The 25,467-nt window shown below is 44.4% G+C and carries 18 protein-coding genes; 7 read left to right on the top strand and 11 right to left on the bottom strand.

Translation table 11 applies throughout. From position 1 onward, the window contains the following. Window positions 1-5 precede the first annotated feature (5 nt). From ACZ45G_RS15395 to ACZ45G_RS15385, 3 genes are all read left to right on the top strand, one after another. A complete protein-coding gene (locus tag ACZ45G_RS15395) occupies window positions 6-3,650 on the top strand; it encodes a DUF748 domain-containing protein (protein WP_464179649.1) in 3,645 nt (1,214 codons plus the stop codon). 64 nt (window positions 3,651-3,714) lie between these two features. Continuing rightward, window positions 3,715-4,365, top strand: a complete 651-nt coding sequence (locus tag ACZ45G_RS15390; RefSeq protein ID WP_464179647.1) for a lysophospholipid acyltransferase family protein — start codon at window positions 3,715-3,717, stop codon at window positions 4,363-4,365. 161 nt (window positions 4,366-4,526) lie between these two features. After that, window positions 4,527-4,898, top strand: a complete 372-nt coding sequence (locus ACZ45G_RS15385; protein WP_464179645.1) for a hypothetical protein — start codon at window positions 4,527-4,529, stop codon at window positions 4,896-4,898. Here ACZ45G_RS15385 and ACZ45G_RS15380 read toward each other — a convergent pair. From ACZ45G_RS15380 to acs, 7 genes are all read right to left on the bottom strand, one after another. Beyond that, entirely contained in the window at window positions 4,890-6,386 is a 1,497-nt protein-coding gene (locus tag ACZ45G_RS15380) for an ATP-binding protein (protein ID WP_464179643.1), read from the bottom strand. The two genes, ACZ45G_RS15385 and ACZ45G_RS15380, sit on opposite strands and share 9 nt — an antisense overlap. A gap of 144 nt (window positions 6,387-6,530) precedes the next feature. Continuing rightward, on the bottom strand, window positions 6,531-8,423 hold the full coding sequence (locus tag ACZ45G_RS15375; RefSeq protein ID WP_464179641.1) for a DUF294 nucleotidyltransferase-like domain-containing protein: 1,893 nt from the start codon (window positions 8,421-8,423) through the stop codon (window positions 6,531-6,533). Window positions 8,424-8,427: 4 nt separating this feature from the next. Further along, window positions 8,428-9,075, bottom strand: coding sequence for a LemA family protein (locus tag ACZ45G_RS15370; protein ID WP_464179639.1), 648 nt, complete (start codon window positions 9,073-9,075; stop codon window positions 8,428-8,430). A 109-nt stretch (window positions 9,076-9,184) separates the two neighbouring features. Next, complete coding sequence (locus ACZ45G_RS15365) at window positions 9,185-11,236, bottom strand: 3'-5' exonuclease (protein WP_464179637.1); 2,052 nt, start codon at window positions 11,234-11,236, stop codon at window positions 9,185-9,187. Between the two features lie 211 nt (window positions 11,237-11,447). Beyond that, complete coding sequence (locus tag ACZ45G_RS15360; protein ID WP_464179635.1) at window positions 11,448-13,232, bottom strand: sodium:solute symporter family protein; 1,785 nt, start codon at window positions 13,230-13,232, stop codon at window positions 11,448-11,450. A gap of 127 nt (window positions 13,233-13,359) precedes the next feature. After that, the gene (locus tag ACZ45G_RS15355; RefSeq protein ID WP_464179633.1) at window positions 13,360-15,261 is read right to left on the bottom strand and encodes a propionyl-CoA synthetase; all 1,902 of its coding nucleotides are present in this window, start codon (window positions 15,259-15,261) and stop codon (window positions 13,360-13,362) included. Between the two features lie 30 nt (window positions 15,262-15,291). Continuing rightward, a complete protein-coding gene (acs, locus tag ACZ45G_RS15350; protein ID WP_464179631.1) occupies window positions 15,292-17,325 on the bottom strand; it encodes an acetate--CoA ligase in 2,034 nt (677 codons plus the stop codon). Window positions 17,326-17,976: 651 nt separating this feature from the next. Here acs and ACZ45G_RS15345 point away from each other — a divergent pair. Then, window positions 17,977-18,645, top strand: a complete 669-nt coding sequence (locus tag ACZ45G_RS15345; protein ID WP_464179629.1) for a lactate utilization protein — start codon at window positions 17,977-17,979, stop codon at window positions 18,643-18,645. Window positions 18,646-18,717: 72 nt separating this feature from the next. Here the strand turns inward: ACZ45G_RS15345 and dinB are convergent, their stop codons facing one another. The 4 genes from dinB to ACZ45G_RS15325 are packed head-to-tail and all read right to left on the bottom strand — an operon-like array spanning window position 18,718 to window position 21,824. Continuing rightward, the gene (gene dinB, locus ACZ45G_RS15340; RefSeq protein WP_464179627.1) at window positions 18,718-19,896 is read right to left on the bottom strand and encodes a DNA polymerase IV; all 1,179 of its coding nucleotides are present in this window, start codon (window positions 19,894-19,896) and stop codon (window positions 18,718-18,720) included. A 20-nt stretch (window positions 19,897-19,916) separates the two neighbouring features. Then, the gene (locus ACZ45G_RS15335) at window positions 19,917-20,345 is read right to left on the bottom strand and encodes a PilZ domain-containing protein (RefSeq protein ID WP_464179625.1); all 429 of its coding nucleotides are present in this window, start codon (window positions 20,343-20,345) and stop codon (window positions 19,917-19,919) included. Then, the gene (locus ACZ45G_RS15330) at window positions 20,314-21,048 is read right to left on the bottom strand and encodes an OmpA/MotB family protein (RefSeq protein ID WP_464179623.1); all 735 of its coding nucleotides are present in this window, start codon (window positions 21,046-21,048) and stop codon (window positions 20,314-20,316) included. Before ACZ45G_RS15330 ends, ACZ45G_RS15335 begins: the two co-directional genes overlap by 32 nt. Continuing rightward, complete coding sequence (locus ACZ45G_RS15325; RefSeq protein WP_464179621.1) at window positions 21,045-21,824, bottom strand: motility protein A; 780 nt, start codon at window positions 21,822-21,824, stop codon at window positions 21,045-21,047. Before ACZ45G_RS15325 ends, ACZ45G_RS15330 begins: the two co-directional genes overlap by 4 nt. 273 nt (window positions 21,825-22,097) lie before the next feature. On the opposite strand from ACZ45G_RS15325, the gene ACZ45G_RS15320 reads away from it, so the two are divergent. The 3 genes from ACZ45G_RS15320 to ACZ45G_RS15310 all read left to right on the top strand — a co-directional run bounded on the left by ACZ45G_RS15320 (window position 22,098) and on the right by ACZ45G_RS15310 (window position 25,401). Next, on the top strand, window positions 22,098-23,984 hold the full coding sequence (locus ACZ45G_RS15320; protein ID WP_464179619.1) for an extracellular solute-binding protein: 1,887 nt from the start codon (window positions 22,098-22,100) through the stop codon (window positions 23,982-23,984). 28 nt (window positions 23,985-24,012) lie between these two features. Then, window positions 24,013-25,008, top strand: coding sequence for an ABC transporter ATP-binding protein (locus tag ACZ45G_RS15315; RefSeq protein WP_464179618.1), 996 nt, complete (start codon window positions 24,013-24,015; stop codon window positions 25,006-25,008). Between the two features lie 192 nt (window positions 25,009-25,200). After that, complete coding sequence (locus ACZ45G_RS15310) at window positions 25,201-25,401, top strand: cold-shock protein (RefSeq protein ID WP_464179616.1); 201 nt, start codon at window positions 25,201-25,203, stop codon at window positions 25,399-25,401. Window positions 25,402-25,467: the final 66 nt, after the last annotated feature.

Raw genomic sequence — 25,467 nt, 5'->3', positions numbered from 1 at the left:
ACACCATGACAAGACAAATTCACACCAAACGTATCTTGATTGTTGTAGTTGCTGTTCTGGCTTTGTATACCATTGCAGGCTTTTTTCTGGCCCCCTGGGCGGGGAAAAAAATACTGGTGAAAGAATTGGGAAACAGGCTGGGTCGGCCGGTTGTTATTGGGTCTGTTTCTGTGAATCCTTATCGTCTGGTCCTTGGCATCAAAGACTTTGCCATAAAAGAAAAAGAGGGCGGTGATTTTATATCCGTATCCTCCCTGTTGGTTGATCTGTCCATGGGGTCCCTGTTTAAATTTGCGCCTGTGATTGAAGAATTGACGATTGAATCTTTAGGGGTCAATCTTGTATTGAAAAAGGATGGAAAATTTAATTTTTCAGATTTGATACAGCGGTTTAAAAAAGATCCCAAAGACTTTCCCCTAGCTGATGCTGCCCTGTCTGAACCGGAAACTTTTGGTTTTCTCCTGTCCAATACAAAAATGTCCAATGTAAACATCCATTTTTTAGATCAAATCAGGGGAAAGGAGTATGCCATTGAACATTTTAACTTTGGCCTGCCTCTTTTAAGCAGTATCGAAAAAGACAGGCAGACCAAAACCATTGCCGACATTAATTTTGTGCTGAACCAGGCCGAAATTAAGATCAAAATTGAGAGCCTGCCCTTTACAGCCGGGCGTGATTCTGTTGTGACCCTTAAAACCGGTCCCATTAATCTTTTGCCATATTTAACCTATCTGCCCCTGCCCGAGACGATACTGGTGAAAGGGATAGAGACATCCCTTGATCTGGTCATGACCTATTCCCAGGCCAGTGATAAAGAGAAGCCGTCTTTGATTGTAAAAGGGAATGTGGAAATTGCCAACATTGATATCCAGGATGCCGACCATACACCGGTTTTGGCCATACCCCAAATCGATATTACCCTTGCGCCCTCGGATCTTCTGGACAAACGACTGGGTCTTGCCAGTTTAAAGATTTTATCCCCCAAAGTTTACTTGGAAAGGGATGCCAATGGTAGCCTGAACCTTTTGAAATTACTGGCAGAGGGAAAGATACCCGCGGGAGTAGGGGATACTGCTAAACCAGAAAAAGAAGGGGCAATGGTTTCAGGAGGTGACAAAGAAACCCCTGGGTTTGTCTTTCAATTGGATACCGGAGAGATTGTGGATGCCAGTCTGTCGTTCACGGATGCCGCCAATAAAACACCCTTTAACACCATTTTGTCGCCTGTTACCATCCAGGTAAGGGAACTTGTGGCACAAAATGGAGTTTCGGGTAAATACAGTATTTCCTTGAAAACAGAGGCTGATGAAAGCTTCGCATCGGCTGGGCAATTTTCAACAACGCCCCTGGCACTTGAAGGGTCTGTGATCCTTGAAAAATTGGTTCTTAAGAAATATCTGCCCTATGTTGAAAATCTTATTAATTTTGATCTCCAGGAGGGTCAGCTTGACCTGGATGCCGGGTTTACCCTGTCCGAGGATGCGAGTAAATTAGCTGTTGTGATTAATAATAAGCAGCTGCGCCTTATCGATCTTAAGGTGTGGGACCGGGTGAACAAGGAAATACCAATCTCCATACCGGAAGTGATCGTCACAGGCTCTGTTTTGGATACGGGAAAACAGCGCCTTGATATGGGAAAAATAAAAACTTCCAAGGGTAAAATTCTTCTAAAACGCAAGGCTGATGGGACAATTAATCTGGTGAACAATTTATTGCCAGTCCATATTTCTCAGGGTAATCAAAAGAATACGGACAAGGTTTCTCCGGCAATTGGTGTAGATAAAAACAAGGGTCCTTGGGAGATAGGTCTCAGTGATTTTTCCCTTGGGAAATATGAGATTGATTTTTCCGATGAAATTCACAAAGATCCTGTTTCGATTAACGTGTCTGATATCAGTCTCCATGCCAATAATCTAAAAACAGGGGGTAAGGAAAAGGCTGGGATTTCAGTTGGGATGATTCTGAACAAAACAGGTGAAATACAGGTAAAAGGGGATCTGGTTCTGTCAGACCTGGCCGCAAACCTGGCGGTTTCTCTGGATAAGATAGATATACAATCCCTCCAGCCATATTTTACGGAACAGGTGAATATTCTTGTCACCAAGGGTTTCTTTCAGACCCAGGGGCAGCTGTCTCTTTCCATGCGAGAAAAAAATAAACCTCGGGTTTATTTTAAAGGAAAATCATCGATCACTGATTTTGTATCCCTGGGGAAATTTTCGGGCAAAGAATTTTTTAAATGCAATTCCCTTTATCTCGCCGGTATGGACATCTCCCTATTACCTGTGAAGGTGGCTGTTCAAGATATTTCCCTCACTGATTTTTATTCCCGGGTGATCATTTCTGAGAAGGGAAATATCAACCTCAAACAGGTAATGGCGGGCAGTGAACGAGACAAATCCGGTTCCCAGGTTGAACCGGCACCGGCAGCTAAAAAGGCCAATACCAGCCCTCGCCCTGAGATAACCATTTCCAATGTGACCCTCCAGGGAGGGGCGATTTATTTTGAAGATAATTTCACCCAACCCAATGTTTTTGCCGACATGAAAGAGATTGGAGGCCAGATAAAGGGACTGTCCTCCATGGAAGGGACTGCGCCTGCCGACCTGAAACTTCGTGGGCTGCACGGGCAGTCATCCCCCCTGGATATTGTAGGGCGCATCAGCCCTTTGACCCAGAAACATTTTTTGGACCTGAATATTTCTTTTAAAGACATTGAGCTGACCCGCTTTTCGTCCTATTCAGCCAAATACATCGGGTATGAAATCGAAAAGGGAAAAATGGTTCTGGATTTGAATTATAAGATAAACGGAAATCTTCTGGAAGCCCGGAATCGCTTTTTTTTGGACCAGTTTACCCTTGGGGAAAAAGTGGATAGTAAGGATGCCACATCCCTGCCTGTCCCGCTTGCCATCTCCCTTTTAAAAAATGTGGATGGTCAGATTAATCTGAATGTGCCTCTGAGCGGAAATCTCGATGATCCTGAGTTTAGTTTTTCCGTTGCCTTTTTGAAGGTCCTCGGAAACCTGATCATGAAAGTGATCACATCGCCCTTTAAAGCTTTGGGCGCAATGTTTGGGGGAGGAGAGAATCTTGGATTTGTAAATTTTGAGTATGGGAGTGATGCCATACCGGATAATCAAATTCAAAAGATCAATACGCTCATTGAAATATTGGAAAAGAAAAAAGAGCTTAACTTGGAGATTGAAGGAACCTATGACAAAATTGCGGACGGGCAAGCCCTTCATAAAAAAAAGTATGATGCCTTCATAAAATCTGAAAAACTAAAAATTCTGGCAGCAAAGGGGACACCGGCATCGTCTCCTGAACAGATAACGCTTCTCCCGGAAGAGCGAGAGTCTGCTGTTCTGGCAGCCTATGAACTGGCAGATTTTCCCAAACCCAGGGAAGAAGATGGTAAGGAAAAACAGATCAACATAGAGGAAAAGGAAAAACTGCTGTTCACCCATATGGATATTAATGAACAGCAGTTAATGAGGCTGGCCATGGCCCGGGCTGGAAATATAAAAAATCATATCCTGTCCACGGCCAAGGTGGTGCCGGAAAGAATTTTTCTCCTTAACCCTGGCGAGGCTGAAGCCATTCCAGACCAGGAAACGTTTGGCCGGGTGATTTTTTCAATCAAATAATTAAGGTTGCTTTCCCGGAGATATCTGTTAGGTTGCCTAGGATATTTTCATTGGGGATTTATGAATGTTTAAAAGATTAAAATTTATTATATACACCCGGCCTTTCATTGTATTTGTCTATTATTTTATCCGGATTTACAGCATGACCCTCCGGTTCAAAATTGAAAATGAGAATCACTGGCAGGAACTGAGGGAGCAAGGGAACAACGTTCTTTTAGGTGCATGGCATCAGCAGTTTTTTTCCGCTATTTTCCATTTTAAAACCTATACCAAATTTAATCCCGGTCTGATGATCAGCCAGAGCAAGGATGGGGATCTGATTTCAGGGGTGGCCAACAGGAGCGGCTGGCATACACTGCGGGGATCCTCTACCCGGGGGGGGAAAAAAGCCATGGATGCCATGATTGATCATTTAAAAACCCATGGATTTGGTGCCCACATTCTGGACGGACCCACAGGTCCCATTGGCAGGGTCAAGCCCGGAATCATTAAAATGGCCCTTGAAGCAGATGCGGTTGTGGTTCCCTTGTATACCTCGGCTGAAAATGCCTGGTTTTTTAATTCATGGGATCGATTTATGCTGCCAAAACCCTTTTCCCGGGTTTCTATCACCTTTGGCCAGGAGATCCGGTTTGAACCCTTTGACCAACGAGATGGGTTTGAAAATCAGCGTCTTTTACTTGAAAAAACCATGAGACCCGGATTATTACCATAAACAAGGGATCATACAATTTTCTTGTTTGCCGGGAAAAAACCGGAGATAGGATAAAGGCAAGAAAAAAATAAAAGATAATTGACATTGGCCTAAAATTTCGCGAGAAGATATAAGGATAAGAAAAGCGCATATGAATTAACTTTTTTAATGGAGTCTGCTCAATGGAAGAAAAATCCTTGAAAAGTGTCTATTTTCATTTTCGGTTTAAATTTCTCGCAGTTACGTCCATTGCATTTCTGCTCTATGTCATTTTGTCCGGATCCGGTGAATTTGATCAATTTTCCGCCAGTATTCAGTTCAAGCTCATCGGCCCTTTTTTTGTGTTTGCAGGTATCTCTTTTTTGATTTTCAGGAGATTCCCCATTAAATGTCCGAATTGTCACGCCCTGGTCGCGACGAGGAAAGATTGGGAATGCACCTATTGTCATAAATCTCAAGGGAAGGATCGGTACCTGATTGATAAGTGTGTTCACTGCCGGCAAGTCCAGGCCACGGCCTTTTGTGAACATTGTAAGGAAGAATTTTTATTGTAGGGGCGTTGTCTCTTCCACCGGCAATAGAACCCTCACCGTTGTTCCCTGGTTGAGAGAACTGGTAACTTTTATATCACCGTTACAATTTAGTATTACACTTTTGGCAAAGGTCAGTCCAAGCCCCTTCCCCCCTTTTTTAGTCCCGGTGAAATAGGGTTTGAAAATATGGGGCAGATTGTCATTGGAAATTCCGCAGCCCAGGTCACTAATGATAAGGATGATATCGGGATTCAGATACTGGCATGAGATTGAGACGATCCCATGGGATTTTATTGCCTGGAACGCATTTTCAAGCAGGGCGTTGAGCGCCCTTTCCATATGGCGAGAAGGAAGAGAAACCATGGGAACTTTTTCAAGATCCAATTGGATATCAATTTTTTTATGGGGATCTTTTACCCTTGCAGCTACAGCGTTTTCAAAAAGAAGGCGAATATCTGTTGGTTTGCAGGGTTCTTTATCTATGGAAACAAAAAGTTTGATATCAGAAACGATAGTTGAAATCTGTTCAATTCCCATTACAGCTTCCGTGATGATCTTAGGATAATTTTTAAGGAGGGTGTCAAAATCTATTTGGATCTTATAGTCTTCAATTCCTTGGATGGTCTTTGTGAGCTTTTCCTCCAGATTTTCTCCCTTGTTTGAGGTGATGATGTCTTCAAGGAGATTGTAACGTTCAAGCAGCAGAGCCATGGATTGGCTATAGTGGTCTATTTTTTTGAGGTCGGATTTAATCTTGGCGTTTGATGTGTCAAGGGTATCAATGGAAACAGTTGAAATTTCAGATGGTATGGCTGTTTTTCGGGTCTTTTGGAGTTCAACTTTTGTCATTTTCAGGGTAAGAATGGCTTCTTTCAAACGGCTGGATTTATTTTCGATCATTTTTTCAAGACTTCTATTGTATTTTGTCAGATTGGATTCTGCCACAATTCGTCTTGCGATTTCATCATTGAGGCGAATATTTTTTGTTTTAATTTCTGCTTGTTTCGCTTCAAGTTCTTCCAGATGTTTATAGGATCTCAGGGCCGTTGTGATGGTGGTAAACAACTTCTGGTCTGTCAGTTCAGTTTTTTCTTTATAATCATTGATATCATAGTTTAGAATGATATCTTTTTCCGGTGCTTTTCCAGGCTGTCCGGTTCTTAATATGATCCTCAGCTTTTTATTTTTTTCATCTTCCCTGATAAATCGAGCCACTTCAAGGCCTGCATCCTTGGTTTCCATGACCACATCCAGCAGGCAGCAGGCGATATCCGGGTTTTCTTTGATAATTATTTTGGCTTCTTCCCCGTTAAAGGCCGACAAAAATTTCAGCCTGGCACCCTTATACATATAGTCGGCCAATACCAGTTTTGTCATCACATGAATTTCATTTTCATCATCTACAATGAGTAGTTTGAGGTAATTTTGATTTCCAGGAACTCGGATTTCAGATTCTTTTGCAAAAAGCAGGGTGTCTTCATTTAAATGATTTTCGTGCGATTTTTCCATGAAATCTCCAAAATGAAAAAAATATTAAAATAGTTATAAGGTTTTATATGATACGATATCGTAGATTCTATTTGATTTATGGACGAGTGTCAATCTGCTAATTTTAAAAGACGGGAGGGTTTACAGGGAATATGACAGGAAGCGTCAGGCGATTCCCGTAAAATCGTAGTGGAGTTTTTGCTGTAATTTTTCAGTCATTTTAAAAATTTCCCTGAGCATCTGCTGGTCCAGGTAAGAGAGATTTCCCGGATTGATATAATTGTCCGGTTTCGTTTCCTCATCCATGATGGTGGTGATCTGCCTGCGGAATCTTAAATCCATCAGGTAATTATAGGATTGCACAATGTCATGGTATTCTTTGTTGGTCAGGATATTTTTGGTGTATAGTCTGAAAAGCCGTGTCAAAGTATTGGTTTGTGTAATTTTATTTTTCAGGGCATAGACCCGGGTAAAATCGATGAGGGGAAGCATGGCCTGCTTGATATCAAAGGCATCCTTGTTTTCTCCCTCAGAATCTACCAGAAATTTTCCAAACCGGCCGATGGGGGGTCTGAAATAAAGGGCATTTTCCGTCAGATGCCTCAGGAATCCGGACCACCCCTGTATGGAATTTAAAAGATAGGTTTTAAGGCTGTCGGAAAGATGAATCTCCCCCCAGGTTCCCCGGAAATCAAAAAAGATACTCGAGTATAGGAGGTCTTCAGGATTTCCGGTTCTGATCCATCGGGTAAAGTTTTGCTTCCAAACGGACAGGGGTTGACACCATTTTGGGTTCTGGGCCATGTTATCCCCGTCGCAAAATTGATATCCTGCCATGTCCAGGCGGGTACAGATGAGTTGGGATAGATGGTCAAAATAGGTTTTTGCAGATTTTACCGCTTCAATGTTGCCAAGGTCTTCAAAAATAAGGGCATTGTCCTGGTCGGAGATCAGAGTTTGCTCTTCCCGGCCTTCCGATCCCATGGTCAAAAAAACAAATTTACAGGGCGGTGGACCTGCTTCTGCCAGGGAAAAGGTGATTACCTTGTCGATGATGGCATCGGAAAAAGTGGTGATCAGCCGGGTAATGTATTCTGCACTGGCCCCGTTCCGGATGGGGTCCAACAGCATGATCTCCAGTTTGGAATGGATATTTTCAAGCTCCGCCATCGTTTGGGCAGCTTTAATGGATTTGATTAACAGAAAAGTGGACCGGGTCTGGGCGGATATCAGGTCTTTTTCCGTTATAATTCCGGATATGTCGCCGGATTTTCCATATACGGCCAAATGGCGCTTGTCCTTTTGAATCATGGCTAAAAAGGCTTCAAATACCTGGCTGTCCGAGGAAATAGACATAAGGGGTGCAGACAAGATTTCGGATACAGGCGCTAACGGGGAAATATTTTGGGCCAGCACCTTCTCTCGCAGGTCCGCATCGGTCACAATCCCCTGGATCTCGTGGGTATCGGATTTAACGAGAATGGCACTGGAATTGTGTTTACTCATTTTTAAGGCCGCTTCATGAATGGTGGTAAGATCTGTGCAGGTGGCAATGTTGGGTCTGAAAATAGCAGAGATGGGCTGATTGAAAAATGGCAGGTTTAAGGCTTTATTCAATACCTGTCTGGCAATAATATGGGCAAAGGTTTTGTTGAGCATGCAGCGGCCAAATTCATTGGTAAAATATTCTCGGAAACCCTTGTTCTTTTTACACAAGCCTGCAAAAGCGGTGGTATCGATGGTTAAAAAAACGGTTTCTTCAAGTGGCCTTAGGGTGTGTATGGCCATTGCATCGTTAAATAGGATTGAAAGACCGCCAAAGCAGTCCCCTGGTAAGAGTGTCCCTTTTAAGGGTTGGGTGTTGTCTTGTTCAAAATAATAGGCAACCGATCCCTTGGAAATAATAAATAATTTTTCAACCCGGGAAATCTCCTGGACAAAGACAAGGGTACCTTTTTTGTATTTCTCGTAGGAAAAGGCGTTATAAAGGGTTTGTTCCTCGGATTTGGACAAGGTTGAAAAAGCAAAGGCTGCTTTTTTTTCTGATTCCAAAGACACGGTATCAACTCCTTAGTTTTTCTGGTTTAAACAGATCTGTATTGATTTCATAAATATGGAGTTTTTCAAGTTTGAAAAGTTTTGCAATGAGAAACCCGGGAAATATTGATTTCCTAATGTTAAAATATTGGGCTTCTTTGTTGTATTGAGTGCTGTGGTAAAAAATCGTAATTTCAAGGTCATTAAATTTTTTTTCCAGATGAATCAAGGCTTGGGATTTCTTTAGTTTATTCTCTTTTTTTAACCCCATGACCAGACCGATAATTTCCTGACTCAGATGGACCTGAGATTCTTCAAAGGCCCGGATCAATTCCTTTTTCAGGGGTTTTTTTGGGGCATTGATCCGGGTCAATATGGTTTTGGTTTTAAGGGCACCCTGCTCTAACTGATCCAGATGGGCCTGGTCCAGGTTGGTCTGATTTGAATTGTTCGGGTCAACTAGGTTAAAAGAATCGGTTTTGCGAACCAGGGCCACAAGGTTCGGGAGAAGATCCAATTGTTTTTGGCATTCAACGGTTACCAGTATTTTGGCATCTCTGGCCCTGTTCTGGGCCCGGTACAGACTGCTGTAACTGCCAAAAATTACGCTGAAAAGGATAATACCCAAAAATATCGCACTGAAGATGGAAAGTGAAAGCAATGGTCTTTTCATGGTGAGATTCTCCCGTTTAAGATTATAGATTATAGCCTATCATTTACCAATCAAATTGAACAACTCTTTTCCTGCCGGCGATTATACAAGGGTTCATTGTCATAATGGGTCAATATTTTAATCTGGCATAATAGGTTTTCTGGGATGCCTTAATGGCATCTTTCAGGGTCAATATGCCGTTGCTGTTTAAAATAGGAATTAATCGTTTAAATATTTCAGCCGTTGTGATGGCGTCCCCAAGCGCGGTATGTCTTCCAATAATATTCACGCCCAGGCGTTTGGCAATATTTTCAATGTCATGTTGTTCATGGACGGGATGGAGCACGGCGGAGAGCAGCAAGGTGTCCAGGGTAGGGTTGTTAAACCGGATGCCCGTTGACTTTTCTTTGACTTTGAGCATTTTCATGTCAAAGGCGATGTTATGCCCCAGAAGAACGGTATCAGCGGTGAATTGCCTGAATCGTGGCAACACACGTTCAATGGGGTCTTTTCCCATGACCATTTCATAATTAATACCGTGGATCCGGTAGGAGTTCATGGGAATATCGCGGTTGGGATTCACCAGTTCCTCAAAAAAATCCTGGTACACAATTCGGTTGTTCACAATTCTGACCGCACCGATGGAAACGATTTCATCTCCTCCGTCGGGATTTAAGCCGGTGGTTTCCGTATCAAACACCGTATAATTTAACTCTTTCAGGCTAGTATCCAGGAGATTTTTTGACGGTGTGTCCACACTGAACAAGTCAAAATCATAAAATTCAGGTCGGCTTCCTGCCATGACCGGTGCTCTTTTTTTAAAGGGGAGTAGAGATTTTTTCCCCGCCTTTGCTATAATATTGATGCCGGAACAGGTGTCCTTGTCCGGAGAAACGAGGGTAATCCGGGCATTATTGAATTTGAGGACATAACCAAATCCGGGAAGGGCATTTATCCTCTGGTGCATGACAGCATCAATATCAACCAGCGGGCAGATAGTTTCATCCCAGGAAATGGCAAAGCCGATGGCGCTGGCCGGGTAAGAGATAACCAGGTTAAATTCTGTCTGTGCCAAGAGACTTGATAAATTTTGAAATAAAAAAATAAAGGCCCGGGTCAGGGAATACGCATCTGCAAGAAGCCGTGTATTCCACTGGTCATTGAATATATTGATCCGGATGTCGTATTCATGGCCCGCTTTTTTCTGGAGGGTTCGTAAAAAGTTCCTGAGGTTAAGGGTTGTCAGGGGAAGTCTTAACAAAGAAAGATCACGGATAATGGTGGAAATTTGGTTGTATTTTTTTTCAACCCTGTCAAAATTTATTCCTGATATTTCGGTTTCCAATGTGGCCTGGAATTCAGACAACTGGGTGTCGATGGTTTCATATTTTTGAATATCCGGTGAAATATCCTGAACGGTCAGGATAAAACCGGTCATTGCACTATCGTTGTCCAGAATGGGAATGGCTTCAACGCTGATGAGGTCTCCGGTATAAATGGGGGTGATAAAAAAAGAACTTACGCTTTTTTTTTGACTGTTAAGCCGTTCCTGGATTTCGCCAATGGCATGGGCAATCAAGTTTTTATCAAGGAGGTGGAAAATAGATCTGCCAAGCCCGATGAAATTTTGTGTTTCATGGGCACTCGTTCCGGGGGTGAATAATTTTTTGGCAAGGGAATTAAAAAGCAGAATCCGTCCGCTTTTGTTGCAGATAATCACCCCGTGGGGGAGTTCGGACATGATGGCTGCCAGAAGGTTTCTTTCCTTTTCCGTCTCCTTTCTGGCGGCAAGAATCTGTTCTGTGATGGTTTTATTTAAGTTTTCAAACATGTCGGCAAAATCATTGATGACCCGGGCGAGGGTGATAATATCTTTGCTGCCTTTTATTCTGATCCGGTGGGACGGATTAGACGCATAGATAACACCGGCTTCCGCTGACATTCTTTTCAAGGGCCGGATATAGGTGTTGTAGGTAATATCAAAAACCACCCAGAGGGATCCAATCACCAGGAAGGCAAGCCATAAAAGCGGGTAAATATTTTCCTGCTCAATGGTAATGAGCAGGTCTTCCTGGACAGGGCTCAGCCGAAGCCAGATAAAGGTCAGAAGACCTGCAGCCATCAAAAAAATGCCTGTGGCACTTGCGAACACAAATTTCCAGAATCTGTTTGTTTGGGTCATGGGTAAAACCAAAGAAGAATTCTGAACCCTAAAAACAGGGTTCAGAATTCTTCTCTATTAAAGGTTAGTTGTTTTGAGGATGATTATCCCCACCATCCCCAGCCAAAACTGGCAACAAACAAAAGGCAAAATGCGATGGTTACGATGAGATATTTATCTTCTAGGGCCATGATATGTCCTCCATAAAAGGTTTGAAAAAGTGTTATTATGATCAGGCATCTGCTTCCTTGGTGACATCCATGAGCTCAACATCGGCACGCCTGATCTGTTCTTCAGAGGTGGTGGACATCTCCGCTTTAAAGCAAAGGGCCCACATCATCACAATACCCACGATCCACCAGACAATCTGCCATGCCCAGATGGCAGGAAATCCGCAGAAGGTAAAGGCGGAGTTACCCAGTAAAATTCCAGGTCCCAGGGCGAAGAAATACCAGATGGGAACAATAATTTTCATGCGGGAACGCCAGACCTTACCTTTCTCGCTGGGGCCATCAATACTGTTGAGCCAGTCCCTGACCTCTTTTTGCCGGTCAATGGTTTCCTGGGTGTCTTTGATGCCCAAGCCCCGGCAGCCATAGGCCACAACAAAGCCTGCAAAAAGACCCCAGAAGGCGGTATGCATGGACAGCGGGTATTTCCAGACAAAGTAGGTGAGCATATTAACAACAATCCCGGCCAAAAGACCCAGAGCGGCCCCTGTGCTCGGAAATTTAAATCCCCAGTGAACACCCACGAGCATCAGGTACATAATGGTGCCGAATGTGGTGGCAAACCCGCCGATCATAACAATGGCATCCGATGATGTCAGGCTGACCACAACCGCGGCCAATGTCAGCAATGTGGCAAATACCCGGTTGGTCCAGATCTGTTCTGAATGGGATCCACCCTGTTTTCTAACATACCGCCACCATACATCACGCTGGAGGATGGTGCCGCCAGTTCCGATATAAGGAGCCGAAGTGGAGTGAATGGCCGCAATGGCGCCGAGAAATACAAGACCGAGAACTGGGCCTGGCAAAAATTTTGTCATCAATTTGGGAACCACATCGCCGTTGTTGGCAATGATCATTTCACCGGACATTTCAAGTATTTTAGCTCCCATGCCCTGGAAGGCGGAAAAGAAGAACAGGCAGAGACCGACCACAAAGGTGGACATGAAAACCTGCTGCCAGGCCAGGGGTTTGGGAGATTTAATACCAAAGTTCCAGAGAATAAAGGCAGGAGATGACTGAATCCCCATGAGGGCAAACATATAGGTGAGGATCATCACCGCTGTCCACCCGCCGCCAATGCCAAAGTGGATCAGCCCGGGAACCTGGCTTAATTTGGGATCAAGTGTTTTTAAAGAAGCGGTCATGCCGGACCATCCGCCGATGATGGGGGACTTGATAACATAAAGCCCCAACAAGAAAATACCGCCGACCAGGAGCAAAAATTGGAGAACACCTACCCAGGTGCTGGCTTTCAACCCGCCGGTGACCACATAGAACCAAACAATAAAGGCCATGAAGATAAGCCCGATGGTCGGAGGCACGCCAGCCACCCAGTAAAAAAGTTTTGATGCGGCAATCAGCTGGATGCCTGAATAAAATATGGAGTATAACAGGGCTGCCAGAACCGTAAGCCACCGAACCAGTTCGTTGTTATAGTAATAGGCAAACATATCGCCGGGGGTGATAAACCCGTAGCGTTTTCCCATGAGCCAGTTTCTTTTGGCAAAAAAGGCACCGGTAATGGGAATGGTCAATACATAGAAAGAGGCAAAGGCATATACCAGCCCTACCTTCCAGATCAAACCCGGATGCCCGACAAATGTCCAGCCGGAAAAAGAGGCGGCCGTGGCAGCCATCAAAAATGCGATAAAGGGAATGGAACGACCTGCAATCCCGTAACCTGATGCGGTTTTTTCAGAAAAGAAACCTTTTAACCCCCACCAGAAACAATAAACTATGTATATTATCAATAATCCCCACACCCACATTACTTTTGAATCCATAAAATTTTCCTCCTAAATCATCTTTTATTGAGTTGATCGGATTTTCCTGTAATTATCTTCGTAACAGGGACATCAGGGCATACCACACCACCTCCTTTAAATTTATATAGTTTTATATGAACAAACCTTATGCTTTTTTGCCATATCCGATCTTACCCAAGGATGCTTCTATTTCATCCAGAATGGCATAATCATCTATTGTTGCCGGTACTTTATATTCTTTTTGATCTGCAATGGACCGCATGGTTCCCCGTAAAATTTTTCCGGATCTTGTTTTGGGAAGCCGTTTCACCACGGTGGCGGTTTTAAAGGCAGCAACCGGTCCTATCTGGTCCCGGACTCGTTGGATCACTTCCTTGACCACATCGGCTTCATCTCTGTCCACGCCTGCGTTGAGAACCAGCATCCCTAGGGGAACCTGGCCTTTGAGCTGATCTTCTACCCCCATGACCGCACATTCCGCCACATCGGGGTGCCCTGCGATGGCCTCTTCCATGGCGCCTGTGGACAGCCTGTGGCCGGCCACGTTAATAATGTCATCGGTTCTTGCCATGACAAACACATAGCCGTCTTCATCAATATACCCGGCATCGGAAGTTTCATAATATCCCGGGAAGGCGGACAGATAGGCGGATTTATACCGTTCATCATTATGCCACAGGGTGGGAAGCGTTCCCGGCGGTAAGGGCAATTTGGCCACAATGGCCCCGATATCTCCCTTTGCTACCGGTTTCCCATCCCCATCCAGAACCGCCATGTCCCAACCGGGGGCAGCCTTGGTGGGGGAGCCGGGTTTAACCTTAAACTGATGAAGCCCGACGCAGTTGGCGGCAATGGCCCAACCAGTTTCCGTCTGCCACCAATGGTCTATTACCGGTATTTTTAGAGAGTTTTCCGCCCAGGACAGGGTATCTGGATCTGTTCTTTCCCCGGCCAGGAAAAGATATTTGAATTGTGAAAGGTCAAAATTACCCATGAGTTTGGCTTGTGGATCTTCCCGTTTAATGGCTCTGAAGGCCGTAGGAGCTGTAAACATGGTTTTTACCTTGTGTTCTTCAATGATTCTCCAGAAAACCGACGCATCCGGGGTGCCCACGGGTTTGCCTTCAAAGATGATGGTGGTGCACCCTTTTAACAGCGGCGCGTAGACAATATAGGAATGACCCACCACCCATCCGATGTCCGAGGCGGCCCAGTAAACATCCCCCTGGTTCACCCCGTAAATGGCACTCATACTCCATTTCAATGCCACCATATGGCCGCCGTTGTCCCTTACAATCCCCTTTGGCTCGCCCGTAGTACCGGAAGTATAGAGAATATACAAAGGATCGGTTGCCATAACCGGTACACAATCGTGGGGGGCTGCCTCGTCCATGACATCTGCCCAGTCAAAATCCCGGCCGTCTATCATGGCGGCCTTTGCCTGGGGACGCTGAAAGATGATGCAGGCTTGCGGCTTTTCTGTGGAAATGTCGATGGCTTCGTCCAGCATGGGTTTATATTCAATCACCCGTTTCACCTCTATGCCGCAGGAGGCAGACACAATGACCTTGGGTTTGGCGTCATTGATTCTTGTTGCCAGTTCATTGGGGGCAAATCCGCCAAAGACCACCGAATGAACCGCACCGATCCTGGCGCATGCCAGCATGGCGAAAGCGGCCTCGGGTATCATGGGCATGTAGATCAGTACCCTGTCACCTTTTGCCACGCCTTTGGCGGCAAGGGCCCCTGCAAACAAGGAAACCTGTTCTTTCAGATCGTTATAGGTATATTTTTTAATGGTGTCTGTGACCGGACTGTCATAGATAATGGCCATCTGTTCCCCAAGGCCGTTCTCCACATGAAGATCAACCGCATTGTAGCAGGTATTGGTCTGTGCGCCGGTAAACCAAAGATAAAAAGGTTTGTTGGAATCATCCAGCACCTTATCCCAGCGTTTATACCAGAAACAGTCTTCTGCAATGGGACCCCAGAACCCTTCCGGGTCCTGGATTGATTTTTCATGGGCTTCAGCATACAAATTGGACATGAATCTCTCCTCAAATTAGATCAGCGTGAATTATTTGTCTTGAACCATGGTTCTAATTTCTTCAACAATTTCCGGGTTGGCCAGGGTCATGACATTACCCACGTCGCCTCTATTAGAAATAGCGCCCAATACCCGTCTCATGATCTTACCGGAACGGGTTTTTGGCATATCCGGCACCAGCCAAACCTTTCTGGGTTTGGCAATTTTACCGATTTGTTCACAGATGGCATCGGAAATTTTTCGGGCCAGGGCTTCCGTGGGATCAACCCCTGTTTTAAGGGCAACGTAAAGATCTGGTTCCTTGCCTTTGATTTCGTGGGCCACGGGCACAACGGCAGCTTCAGCCACTTCATCCACCACAAGCGCTGCAGACTCAATTTCTTTGGTGCCAAGCCTGTGACCGGATACATTGATCACATCATCAATTCGTCCGAGGATCCTGAAATAACCGTCCTCTCCCATGGTGGCGGCATCGCCTGCCAGATAGGGCCAGTCTCTCCAATCCTTGCTTGAAGTATCTCTGCAGATATCGGTAAAATAGGTGTCCACAAATCGCTGGCGATCCCCCCATATGGTCTGGAACATACCGGGCCATGGGTTCTGGATGCAGATATTACCGGCAATTCCGACTTCTTTGATCTCTTTGGCGTCTGAATCCAGGATAAAGGGATGGATGCCGGGTACACCCGGACCTGCACTGCCCGGTTTCATGGGTTGGATGCCAGGGACTGTGCTGCAGAGAAATCCACCCGTTTCCGTCTGCCACCAGGTGTCGACAATAGCAGCTTCCCCTTTGCCCACAGCAGATTCATACCATTTCCAAACGGCGGGTTCGATGGGTTCTCCCACCGTGGTCATATGTTTAAAGTGGTAATTGTACTTGGCGGGTTCGTCCGGTCCCAGTTTTCTCAGGGCGCGGATGGCGGTGGGGGCGGTGTGGAAAATGTTGATATCCAGGTCCTGGGCAATCCTCCAGGAGCGGCCTGCATCGGGATAGGTGGGGACGCCCTCGTAAATAACCGAAGAGGCACACAGGGCGAGCGGTCCGTATACAATGAAGGAATGGCCGGTGATCCAGCCGATATCCGCCATACACCAATACACATCTTCGGGGTGAATATCCTGAATATATTTGGACATGGCCGTCACATAGGCAAGATAGCCGCCGGTGCCGTGCTGACAACCCTTGGGTTTTCCCGTGGTGCCGCTGGTATACATTAAAAACAAGGGATCTTCGGACAGCATTTGTTCTGGTTCAATCCGAGCGCCGTAATGATTCTTTAATTCTTCGTTGACAAAGACATCCCGTCCGTCAACCATGGGGGTATCTGCGGAATATTTGCCGGGGTACCGCTGCCACACGAGAACCTTGTCAACTACCTGGCCCTGTTCGGCTGATATTCTTGCCGCATCATCGGCGTGTTGTTTGTGGTTGAGAAGCTTTCCTGACCGGTAATAGGCATCCATGGTAATGAGCACCCGTGAATTGGAATCCACGATCCGGTCGGCACAGGCGGAAGCGGAGAATCCACCGAATACCACAGAATGGATGACCCCAAGTCTTGCACAGGCCAGCATGGTAATGGGCAGCTCGGCTGACATGGGCATGTGGATGGTGACACGGTCTCCCCGTTTGAGTCCGGCAAAATTTTTGAGCAAAGAGGCAAACTCATTGACCCTGACATAGAGTTCCTGGTAGGTGATATGGTCGACTCTTTCTTCTTCGAGTTCTGGGACAAAGTGGATGGCGGTTTTATTTTTATTGTCTTTCAGATGACGGTCGATACAATTGTAACTGGCATTGATCTTACCGCCCTTAAACCATTTGTAACAGGGGATATCACTGGAATCTAAAACTTCATCCCAGGATTTATACCAGGTGAGCAGATCTGCAAATTCTGTGAAACAATCCGGGAAGTTGTCCAAACTGAACCGATCAAAAATATCCGGATCTGTCAGGTTGGCCTGGCCTATAAATTTTGTTGACGGATAATAGAGTTCTTCTTCTTTCCAGTGGACGGCGATTTGAGCCTCTGTGGTTTCGACAACTTCTTTTTTACTCATTGGTCATCTCCTTTGGGGGGTTATATTATTAACTATTTGAAATTATAAATATTTTTCAGATAAATAATAAAGCTGTACCACCTCCTTTTCCCATAAAAAATGATGTTAATATGAAACTCGAATTTGGTTATATTACTTTAAAAAATGCTTAATGCGCTTGGTCAGCTTTTTTTCTTAAGTTAAGACTGTAAAAACCAGGGCAGGAGTGAACAACGTGCTACTAAGTGAGAAGGAAAATCGCAGTTATTTAGTGAATACAATTTATATTGTACCTAAATCAATATTAAGATCTTAAATTTAAGTCAATAGAAAAATTTGGTTTATTCACAATTTCTTTTGACCTAATAGCTTTAAAAAAAGGAAAAATCGGCCATATCATAATGGCATAAAAGGGTTAACACACTATAAATATGAGAAATTTGCTTAGTAAACATGGTTTGATGGTTTTAAACCCGGTATGAAACGAAATCGTTAAGAAAATAAAGCCGTTCTTAGAAAAAAAATGGTTTTAGGGCAGGATGAAATTAATATTTAAATTATTCCTTGGAATTCGTCGTCTATGAAATAGAAATAATCATTGCAAGGCAAAGGCAAAAATAGGTATAAATTGAGTTTAAAAGAGATTAACATTTAATTTTAAGGAAAATTCATATGACGGATTCCGTTAAAACAAGCCCTATTGATACCTATTGGAATTTAAAACTTGAAGCAGTTAAAGAAAATTTGGAAAATAATAAGTTTGAGGTGTTTATAGCCCAGACAGCTCAAGCGGCCAAAGATATTGCATTGGATCAGATTATCCCTAAACTTGATATCAAAAGTGTTTCCTGGGGCGGTTCCATGTCTTTTATCAGCACGGGTCTTTTCCATGCCCTGAACAGTAACAAGGACCTTGAGGTGATTAATACCTTTGACAAGAGCCTGTCCATGGAGGAAATGCTGGAACGTCGACGCAAATCGCTCATGGTGGATTTGTTTGTCACGGGCACCAATGCCATTACCGAAGCTGGACATTTGGTCAACCTGGATATGATCGGGAACCGGGTGGCAGCCATCACGTGGGGACCTAAAAATGTTCTTTTGATTGTCGGAAGGAATAAACTTTGCTGTGATCTTGAAGATGCCATGTTCCGGATTAAAAATTATGCAGCCCCGGTTAATGCAATAAATCTGAATAAAAAAACCCCTTGTGCAAAAACAGGCGTTTGCCAGGATTGTGCAAGTCCCGACAGAATTTGTAATTATTGGAGCATTACGGAAAAATGTTTTTTAAAGGGTCGGATAAAAATTATTCTTGTGAATGAAGAGTTGGGATTCTAAAAAATATAAAGGATATCAACCCTAATTGTTCCGTTATTTTTCTTGTTTATTTTTCTTGTTTATTTTTCTTGTTTATTTAGGTTTTTTTCGGGTTGGAGTTGCTAACGAGGCTTTTTTTACCATATCAGATCCAAATTTTTCCATGATGGAATCCACTGCCATGTCAACGGATTCCCATTGTTTTTTTTGCTGTTCACCGGGCGCGCTGAGCAACTCCATCTGAATGGGTGCATTTTTTTCTCTGAAATGGGAAACCCCCACGCCCAACAGCCGGATTTTTTTCTTTAACACCACCTGCTCATACAGGGAAAGGGCTTCATTGAAAATGGCAGCAGAAGAATAAATCCAAGGTTCGATTTTTTTGCTCCGGGTAATCTGGGTGAAGTCTGAAAATTTAATCTTGATAGAAACGATGCGGCAGGCCCATTTTTTTTTCCGCAAATCCCGGCCCACCCGTTGGGCGAGGGACAATAATACTTGTCTGGCACTATTGATATCACAAATATCCTGGTCGAGGGTTGTCTCGCTGGAAATTGATTTGCGGGTATGATTGTTTTCCACCTGGGCTATGTCAATCCCCTGGGACAGTTCATAAAGCCTGTTTCCCATTTTACCCAATTTTTTGTTCAGCAAATCAGGGTCATGTTTGTGAATGTCTCCCAGGGTCACAATTTTTAAAGTCTCCATCAGTTTCATGGCTTGTTTGCCCACCCCGGGAACCTTGGCAATGGGCAGGGTGGCAATAAAGGTGTCCATTTTATCTTGGGGAATAAGGGTAATGCCGTTGGGTTTATCCATGTCAGAGGCAATCTTGGCCAAAAATTTGACCGGTGCAATCCCAATTGAACAAGTTAGAGAAACCGCTTTGAATATGGCTGCCTTGATTTTTTGGGCCATTTCTTCGGGAGGACCGAATAATTTCTCACATCCACGGATATCCACATAGGCTTCATCAATGGATACCTGTTCCATAAGAGGAGAAAAGCCGGAAATGATGTTCATGATTTTTTGGGATTCTGCTGCATATTTATGCCGGTTGCCCGGAACAATGAAAATCTCGGGGCAGCGTTGTTTGGCCTGAAAAACCGGCATGGCAGAATGAATCCCAAATTTTCGGGCCTCATAGCTGGCAGTGGCCACGACGCTTCGTTTTGAATTACCTGCCACAATGATGGGTTTATTTCGAAGACTTAAGTTGTCCCTTTGTTCAATGGCAGCAAAAAAAGCGTCCATGTCAATGTGAAGGATCATTGCATTTGTTTTCTGATCATTTATTTTCTGGTCATTTGTTTTTTGATCATTTGGTTTCTGAACTTGGTTATCATCTCTTTTTTCTGCATTTCAAGCACATATTTGTGGAGTATCTCGTACTTTTCAATGGTGCAATTTTCAAAAATACAATGACAAATGCCCTGGCTGGAGATGTCCAGGATTCTGAGCTGGGCTGAAAAAAAGGGTTCTCCCCTGTAATTGGGTATATCAAGAACAAGGGTTATCTGATCAACATCATATCGTGTAAATCCCTCATCTCTAAAGGACATACCCCCGGCACTGATATTGATTACTTGTACCGGTTTTTGTTTGAAGTCCATGGAAAAACCAAGGTCTCCTTTGAAAATATAACGAAAGGTTTCCCGCTGGTCTTCTATTTCCAGTGGGTCTCGGATATCAGTAGTTTGTTTCGGTTTTTTCCAGAACAAATTCGACCCTCCTGTTTTTGTTTCTATTAATATCCGTGGTATTGGGAACCAGGGGCATGATATCTGCGTATCCAGTGGCGGTAAGTCGCTGGGGGCTGATTCCCTTTGAGATCAGGTATTTTAAAACCGTTGTGGCCCGTATGGCAGACAATTCCCAGTTGGAGGGAAAGGCCGGGGTTGAAATGGGGATATTATCTGTATGCCCTTTAATATTGATGGTGTATTCGGGATACTCATCAAATATTTGTATCATTTGATCAAAACTTGGCAAGGCATTGGCATTAAAGCTGGCTGAGCCGGAACTGAACAGCGCCTCTCCGGATATGATGATCATGATTTTTCCATTTCTGGAAAGAGTGGTGATCTTTTTGTGCTGGTCGGATTTTCGGGCCATCTTGTTAATTTTTTTAAACAGGGCTGTTTCCCGTGATCGAAGGCCTGTAAAATCTTCAAGGCTGATTTTGGGGTCCAGATTACCCGACAGGTTGAACATTTCCATGGACCCTTTGGGTTCCTGGTCTTGTTGTAGCTGGCGCGTCATGACTTCAACCCTTGATTCATATTTTTCTTTCTCAAAAAAAGCAAGAGAGTAGAGCAGAACGAAAAAGACCAGTAGGATGGTCATCAGATCCGCATAGGTAATAAGCCAGGTCGCATCATCATCATAGGTGATAAATGAGCTGTTATAGGAGGTGTCTTTCATTGTTTAAGCTTTTTTCCCATCTGATTCATGGGTTTGCGTCGTCTGGAAGAAATAAAGCTGGACAATTTCTCATAGATAATAACCGGGTTGTTGTCGTTGATGATGGAGATGGCTCCTTCCCGGATAATTTCAAGATGGATAATTTCTTGAACGGTTCTGGATCTGAGTTTGCCTGCTATGGGGAGAAAAAACAGGGTGGACAACAAGGAGCCATAAAAGGTGGTCAATAATGCGGTTGCCATGGCAGGACCGATATTGGCAGGATCCTGGAGCTTACTGAGCATCTGGACAAGGCCGATTAATGTGCCGAGCATGCCAAAGGCCGGGGCATAAATTCCCATTTTCCGGAATACATCCTGTACAATAAAATGGCGCATCTGAAGGGATTGGATCTCTGTGGTAAGGGCAGCCCGGATGACCTCTTCTGAAGATCCGTCGGCCAATAACCCACAGGCTTTTTTTAAGAACAGAGATTTTGTTTTAAATTTTGCCAGGTTTAAAAGACCCTGGCTCCGGCTGATGCGGCTGAGGCGAATCATGGTGGCCACGGCATCGTTGGGATCCTCCTTGTCTTTTGAAAAAACAAAATAAGCGGCATTAAAGGCGGCAAATACATCCCTGAACTGGAAGGTGATCAATGTGGTGGCAAGGGTTCCTCCAAAGACAATCATGAGACCCGGGACATTGATGAAGTTGTAAATATTCCCCCCAAGGAAGATGGCGGAAATTATCAATGATAAGCCGGAAATAATACCGATAAAAGAGGCAATATCCATATGAACTTATGTATCCTTGAAAATATTATATTATAATCATATCTCTGTGCAATGGTCCCTATATTGTTCCATATTCAGGTATCTATGCTATTATATTACATCTATGGGGTCAAGATTTTATAGCCTTCCCTGTCAATTTGATTTTAGCAATTTAAAAAAGAAACATTGATCATTGGTTTGGGAATTTGATATGGTTTGTCAATACTCATGAGAAAAGTTGCACCGGAAAAAACCTTGGTGATGCTGGGTGTTCTGATAAAATATGGAGAGAAAATGCGCGTAAACCAAAGGTTTCATTTTTGTATAGTTCTGATAGTTGTCCTGGTTTTGATCTGCTGCTCTGGGTGTAACAGCCCGGAAAATAGAGAAAACCAGGAAATAGGCCCTAAACCTGTCGCTATGGCGCCAAAGAAACGCGTATATGAAAAATTACCCGAGAATATTGAGTGGCTGACCAATGAGGCTGATCCTGTTTTTGCTTCTTCGGATGCTAAAAAAGGAGGAACCTTCCGATCAGCCCTTCTGAGCTTTCCCATGACCTTCCGCGTGGTGGGGCCCGATTCAAACGGATCATTTCGGGGGGCGATTCTGGACAATCAGCTGTCTTTGATCAATATCCATCCCAATACGGAAAACATCATTCCAGAACTTGCCACCCACTGGGCATTTGGGAAAGACAAAAAAACCATGTATTTCAAACTGGACCCAAAGGCAAAATGGTCGGACGGGATTCCGGTCACGGCCTGGGATTATGTTTATACCCTGACCTTTATGCGCTCCGAGCATATCATTGCCCCCTGGTACAACGATTATTATGCCAAGGAAATTGAGTCTGTGAGGGTGTTTGATGATTACACCATTGGGGTAACGAGCACCAAGGCGGTTCCGGACCTGCATTTAAAACTGGGAATTTCTCCCACGCCCGAACATTTTTTTGATCCCCTGACAGCCCAATTTATTCAGGATAATAATTGGGCTGTTGTTCCCAATACCGGTGCCTATCAGATTCAGGAATTTAAAAAAGGCCGGTTTATCAAATTCAAACGAAAAACAGACTGGTGGGCCAGGAAGAACCGCTATTTTCAAAACCGGTTTAATGTGGATTATGTCCTCTATACGGTCATTCGGGATTTTAATCTTCAGTGGGAGCATTTTAAAAAAGGCCGCATTGATGCCTTTGGTCTGAGCCTGCCCAAATACTGGCATGATAAAACAAAGACCCGTGTATTTGAAAATGGGTATGTGAACCGCATCTGCTTTTACAATGATCTCCAGCGGCCTTCCCATGGAATGTGGCTCAACCAGGATAAGGAAATTTTCAAAGACAAGCGGGTGCGAGAGGCCTTTGCCCATGCCATGAACGTTGAAAAGGTCATTGATAAGGTGCTCAGAGGTGATTATCTCAGGCTTGCCCAGGCCTTTGTCGGATATGGAAAATACACGGATTATACCATCGTCCCCAGGACATATGATATTGGACGAGTGGAGTCCCTCATGGGGGAAGCCGGTTGGAAACGGGGCAGTGACGGTGTCTGGCAAAAAGATGGCCAGCGATTTTCTGTAACCGTCACCTATGGGTTTGAGGAATATATGCCCAGGCTTGTGGTCCTCAAAGAAGAGGCACTAAAGGCCGGGATTGAGCTTGACCTGGAAAAATTGGATTCCACTGCCACCTTTAAGAAAATTCTTGAAAAGAAACATGATGTGGCCTGGATGGGCTGGAGCACCAATTCAAGACCCTCCTATTGGCAGGGGTGGCATTCGGATAATGCCCACAAATCCCAAACCAATAATATTACCAATACAGATGACCCGGAACTGGATGCATTGATTGACCAATACAGGGCCAGCCTGGATGAACTGGAGCGTGTCCGCTTGTCCCTTGTGATTCAAAATAAAATCCATGACATCGCCGCCTTCGTTCCCACCTTTATGATGCCCTATGTGAGAGTAGGATATTGGCGATGGTTGCAGTTGCCCGACTTCCATGGCACCAAATTGTCCGAAGGTCTGTTTGATCCTTTTTCTTCCACAGTGGGGGGACTTTTCTGGATTGACAGAAAAATCCGGGAGCAAACCCTGGAGGCCATGGACCAGGGAATCGGGTTTGAACCCAAAATCATTGTGGATGAGCAATTTAAAATTAAAGTTGTCAATTAATGCAGGGAAAAGAAGGCAGGAAAAGAAATTGAATCAAACGACATCTGAAAAGAGCAAAGTGAGTATATTGCGGCTGGAAAATTTGGTGGTGGCCTTTGATACGGAGCAGGGACCCATCCATGCAGTGGATGACATCAGTTTTACCATGAATCAGGGAAGTATTCTGGGAATTGTAGGGGAATCGGGATGCGGAAAATCTGTCACCGCCCTGAGTATTCTGCGCCTGCTTCCCAAACCTGTCTCCCGCATTGTTTCAGGTAAAATCTGGTTTAAGGATCAAAATCTTCTGGATCTGCCCATTGAACAAATGCAGAAGATCCGGGGAAAAAAAATAGCGATGATATTCCAGGAGCCCATGACGGCCTTAAACCCGGTCCATGCAGTGGGGCGACAGCTGGTTGAAGTCTATCAGCTGCATTTTCCCCAAATGACCTCCTCGGATATGGAAAACCGGTCGGTTCAAATGCTTGCGCGAGTGGGAATTGCGGATCCTGTCCAGGTCATGAAAAAATATCCCCATCAATTGTCCGGGGGGATGCGGCAGCGGGTAATGATTGCCATGGCCCTTGCCTGTGAACCAGATATCCTCATTGCCGATGAACCCACCACAGCCCTTGATGTGACGGTTCAGGCCCAAATTTTGGACCTGATCAAAGCCCTGCAGGTTCAAACCGGCATGTCGGTTATCCTGATCACCCATGATCTGGGGGTTATTGCTGAAAACTGTGACCAGGCGGTGGTGATGTATGCCGGGAGAATTGCGGAAACAGCCACTGTGACGGATTTATTTAAAAATCCCCTGCATCCCTATACGAAGGGTCTTCTAACCTCCATTCCTTCCCGTGCAAAGAAACCTAAAACCATTTTGCCCACCATAAAGGGAAGTGTCCCCTCTTTACTGAATATGCCAACGGGCTGTAGGTTTGCAGACAGATGCCCACTGGTTGAGGAAATCTGCCGGCAGAATTCCCCTTTGGAGCGGTCCACTGGAAACCAGAGAACAGCCTCTTGTCATTTTGTTTAACTACTCAATTCTAATAAAAAATGAACTTTTTTAAAAAAACACTTGATTTTTAAATAAAAGTTAATAATATACAGAAAAGTCAATGGAGAAGGGCTTTTAAGTTTCGTTCTAAAGGATAGACCCATTTGTTGAAGTGGCAGAACCTGAGGTTTGAAACTACTATTATTTACCTAAAGTAAGGAGAGCGTCACAATGGCAAATGGGATTGTAAAATGGTTTAATGATTCAAAGGGTTATGGATTTATCGAACAAGAAGATGGTCCGGACGTATTTGTTCATCACTCTGGTATTAACGCTTCTGGTTTTAAATCATTGAGTGAGGGAGATCGGGTGACTTTTGATGTTGAGGACGGTCAGAAAGGACCGGCGGCAGTAAATGTGACCGTACAATAATAAAAATTTTCAGCATATTTTTTAAGCGAGGGTTTTGCTACATACTATTGCAGCAAAACCCTTTCT

Source organism: Desulfoconvexum algidum (assembly GCF_055382125.1).
This window is presented reverse-complemented; position numbering and strand designations above follow the sequence as displayed.

What these genes read in the sequence shown, in the direction of transcription:
- ACZ45G_RS15395 (WP_464179649.1), top strand. Translation starts at nt 6, where the DNA reads ATGACAAGACAAATTCACACCAAACGTATCTTGATTGTTGTAGTTGCT.
- ACZ45G_RS15390 (WP_464179647.1), top strand. Translation starts at nt 3,715, where the DNA reads ATGTTTAAAAGATTAAAATTTATTATATACACCCGGCCTTTCATTGTA.
- ACZ45G_RS15385 (WP_464179645.1), top strand. Translation starts at nt 4,527, where the DNA reads ATGGAAGAAAAATCCTTGAAAAGTGTCTATTTTCATTTTCGGTTTAAA.
- ACZ45G_RS15380 (WP_464179643.1), bottom strand. Translation starts at nt 6,386, where the DNA reads ATGGAAAAATCGCACGAAAATCATTTAAATGAAGACACCCTGCTTTTT.
- ACZ45G_RS15370 (WP_464179639.1), bottom strand. Translation starts at nt 9,075, where the DNA reads ATGAAAAGACCATTGCTTTCACTTTCCATCTTCAGTGCGATATTTTTG.
- ACZ45G_RS15365 (WP_464179637.1), bottom strand. Translation starts at nt 11,236, where the DNA reads ATGACCCAAACAAACAGATTCTGGAAATTTGTGTTCGCAAGTGCCACA.
- ACZ45G_RS15360 (WP_464179635.1), bottom strand. Translation starts at nt 13,232, where the DNA reads ATGGATTCAAAAGTAATGTGGGTGTGGGGATTATTGATAATATACATA.
- ACZ45G_RS15355 (WP_464179633.1), bottom strand. Translation starts at nt 15,261, where the DNA reads ATGTCCAATTTGTATGCTGAAGCCCATGAAAAATCAATCCAGGACCCG.
- acs (WP_464179631.1), bottom strand. Translation starts at nt 17,325, where the DNA reads ATGAGTAAAAAAGAAGTTGTCGAAACCACAGAGGCTCAAATCGCCGTC.
- ACZ45G_RS15345 (WP_464179629.1), top strand. Translation starts at nt 17,977, where the DNA reads ATGACGGATTCCGTTAAAACAAGCCCTATTGATACCTATTGGAATTTA.
- dinB (WP_464179627.1), bottom strand. Translation starts at nt 19,896, where the DNA reads ATGATCCTTCACATTGACATGGACGCTTTTTTTGCTGCCATTGAACAA.
- ACZ45G_RS15330 (WP_464179623.1), bottom strand. Translation starts at nt 21,048, where the DNA reads ATGAAAGACACCTCCTATAACAGCTCATTTATCACCTATGATGATGAT.
- ACZ45G_RS15325 (WP_464179621.1), bottom strand. Translation starts at nt 21,824, where the DNA reads ATGGATATTGCCTCTTTTATCGGTATTATTTCCGGCTTATCATTGATA.
- ACZ45G_RS15320 (WP_464179619.1), top strand. Translation starts at nt 22,098, where the DNA reads ATGCGCGTAAACCAAAGGTTTCATTTTTGTATAGTTCTGATAGTTGTC.
- ACZ45G_RS15310 (WP_464179616.1), top strand. Translation starts at nt 25,201, where the DNA reads ATGGCAAATGGGATTGTAAAATGGTTTAATGATTCAAAGGGTTATGGA.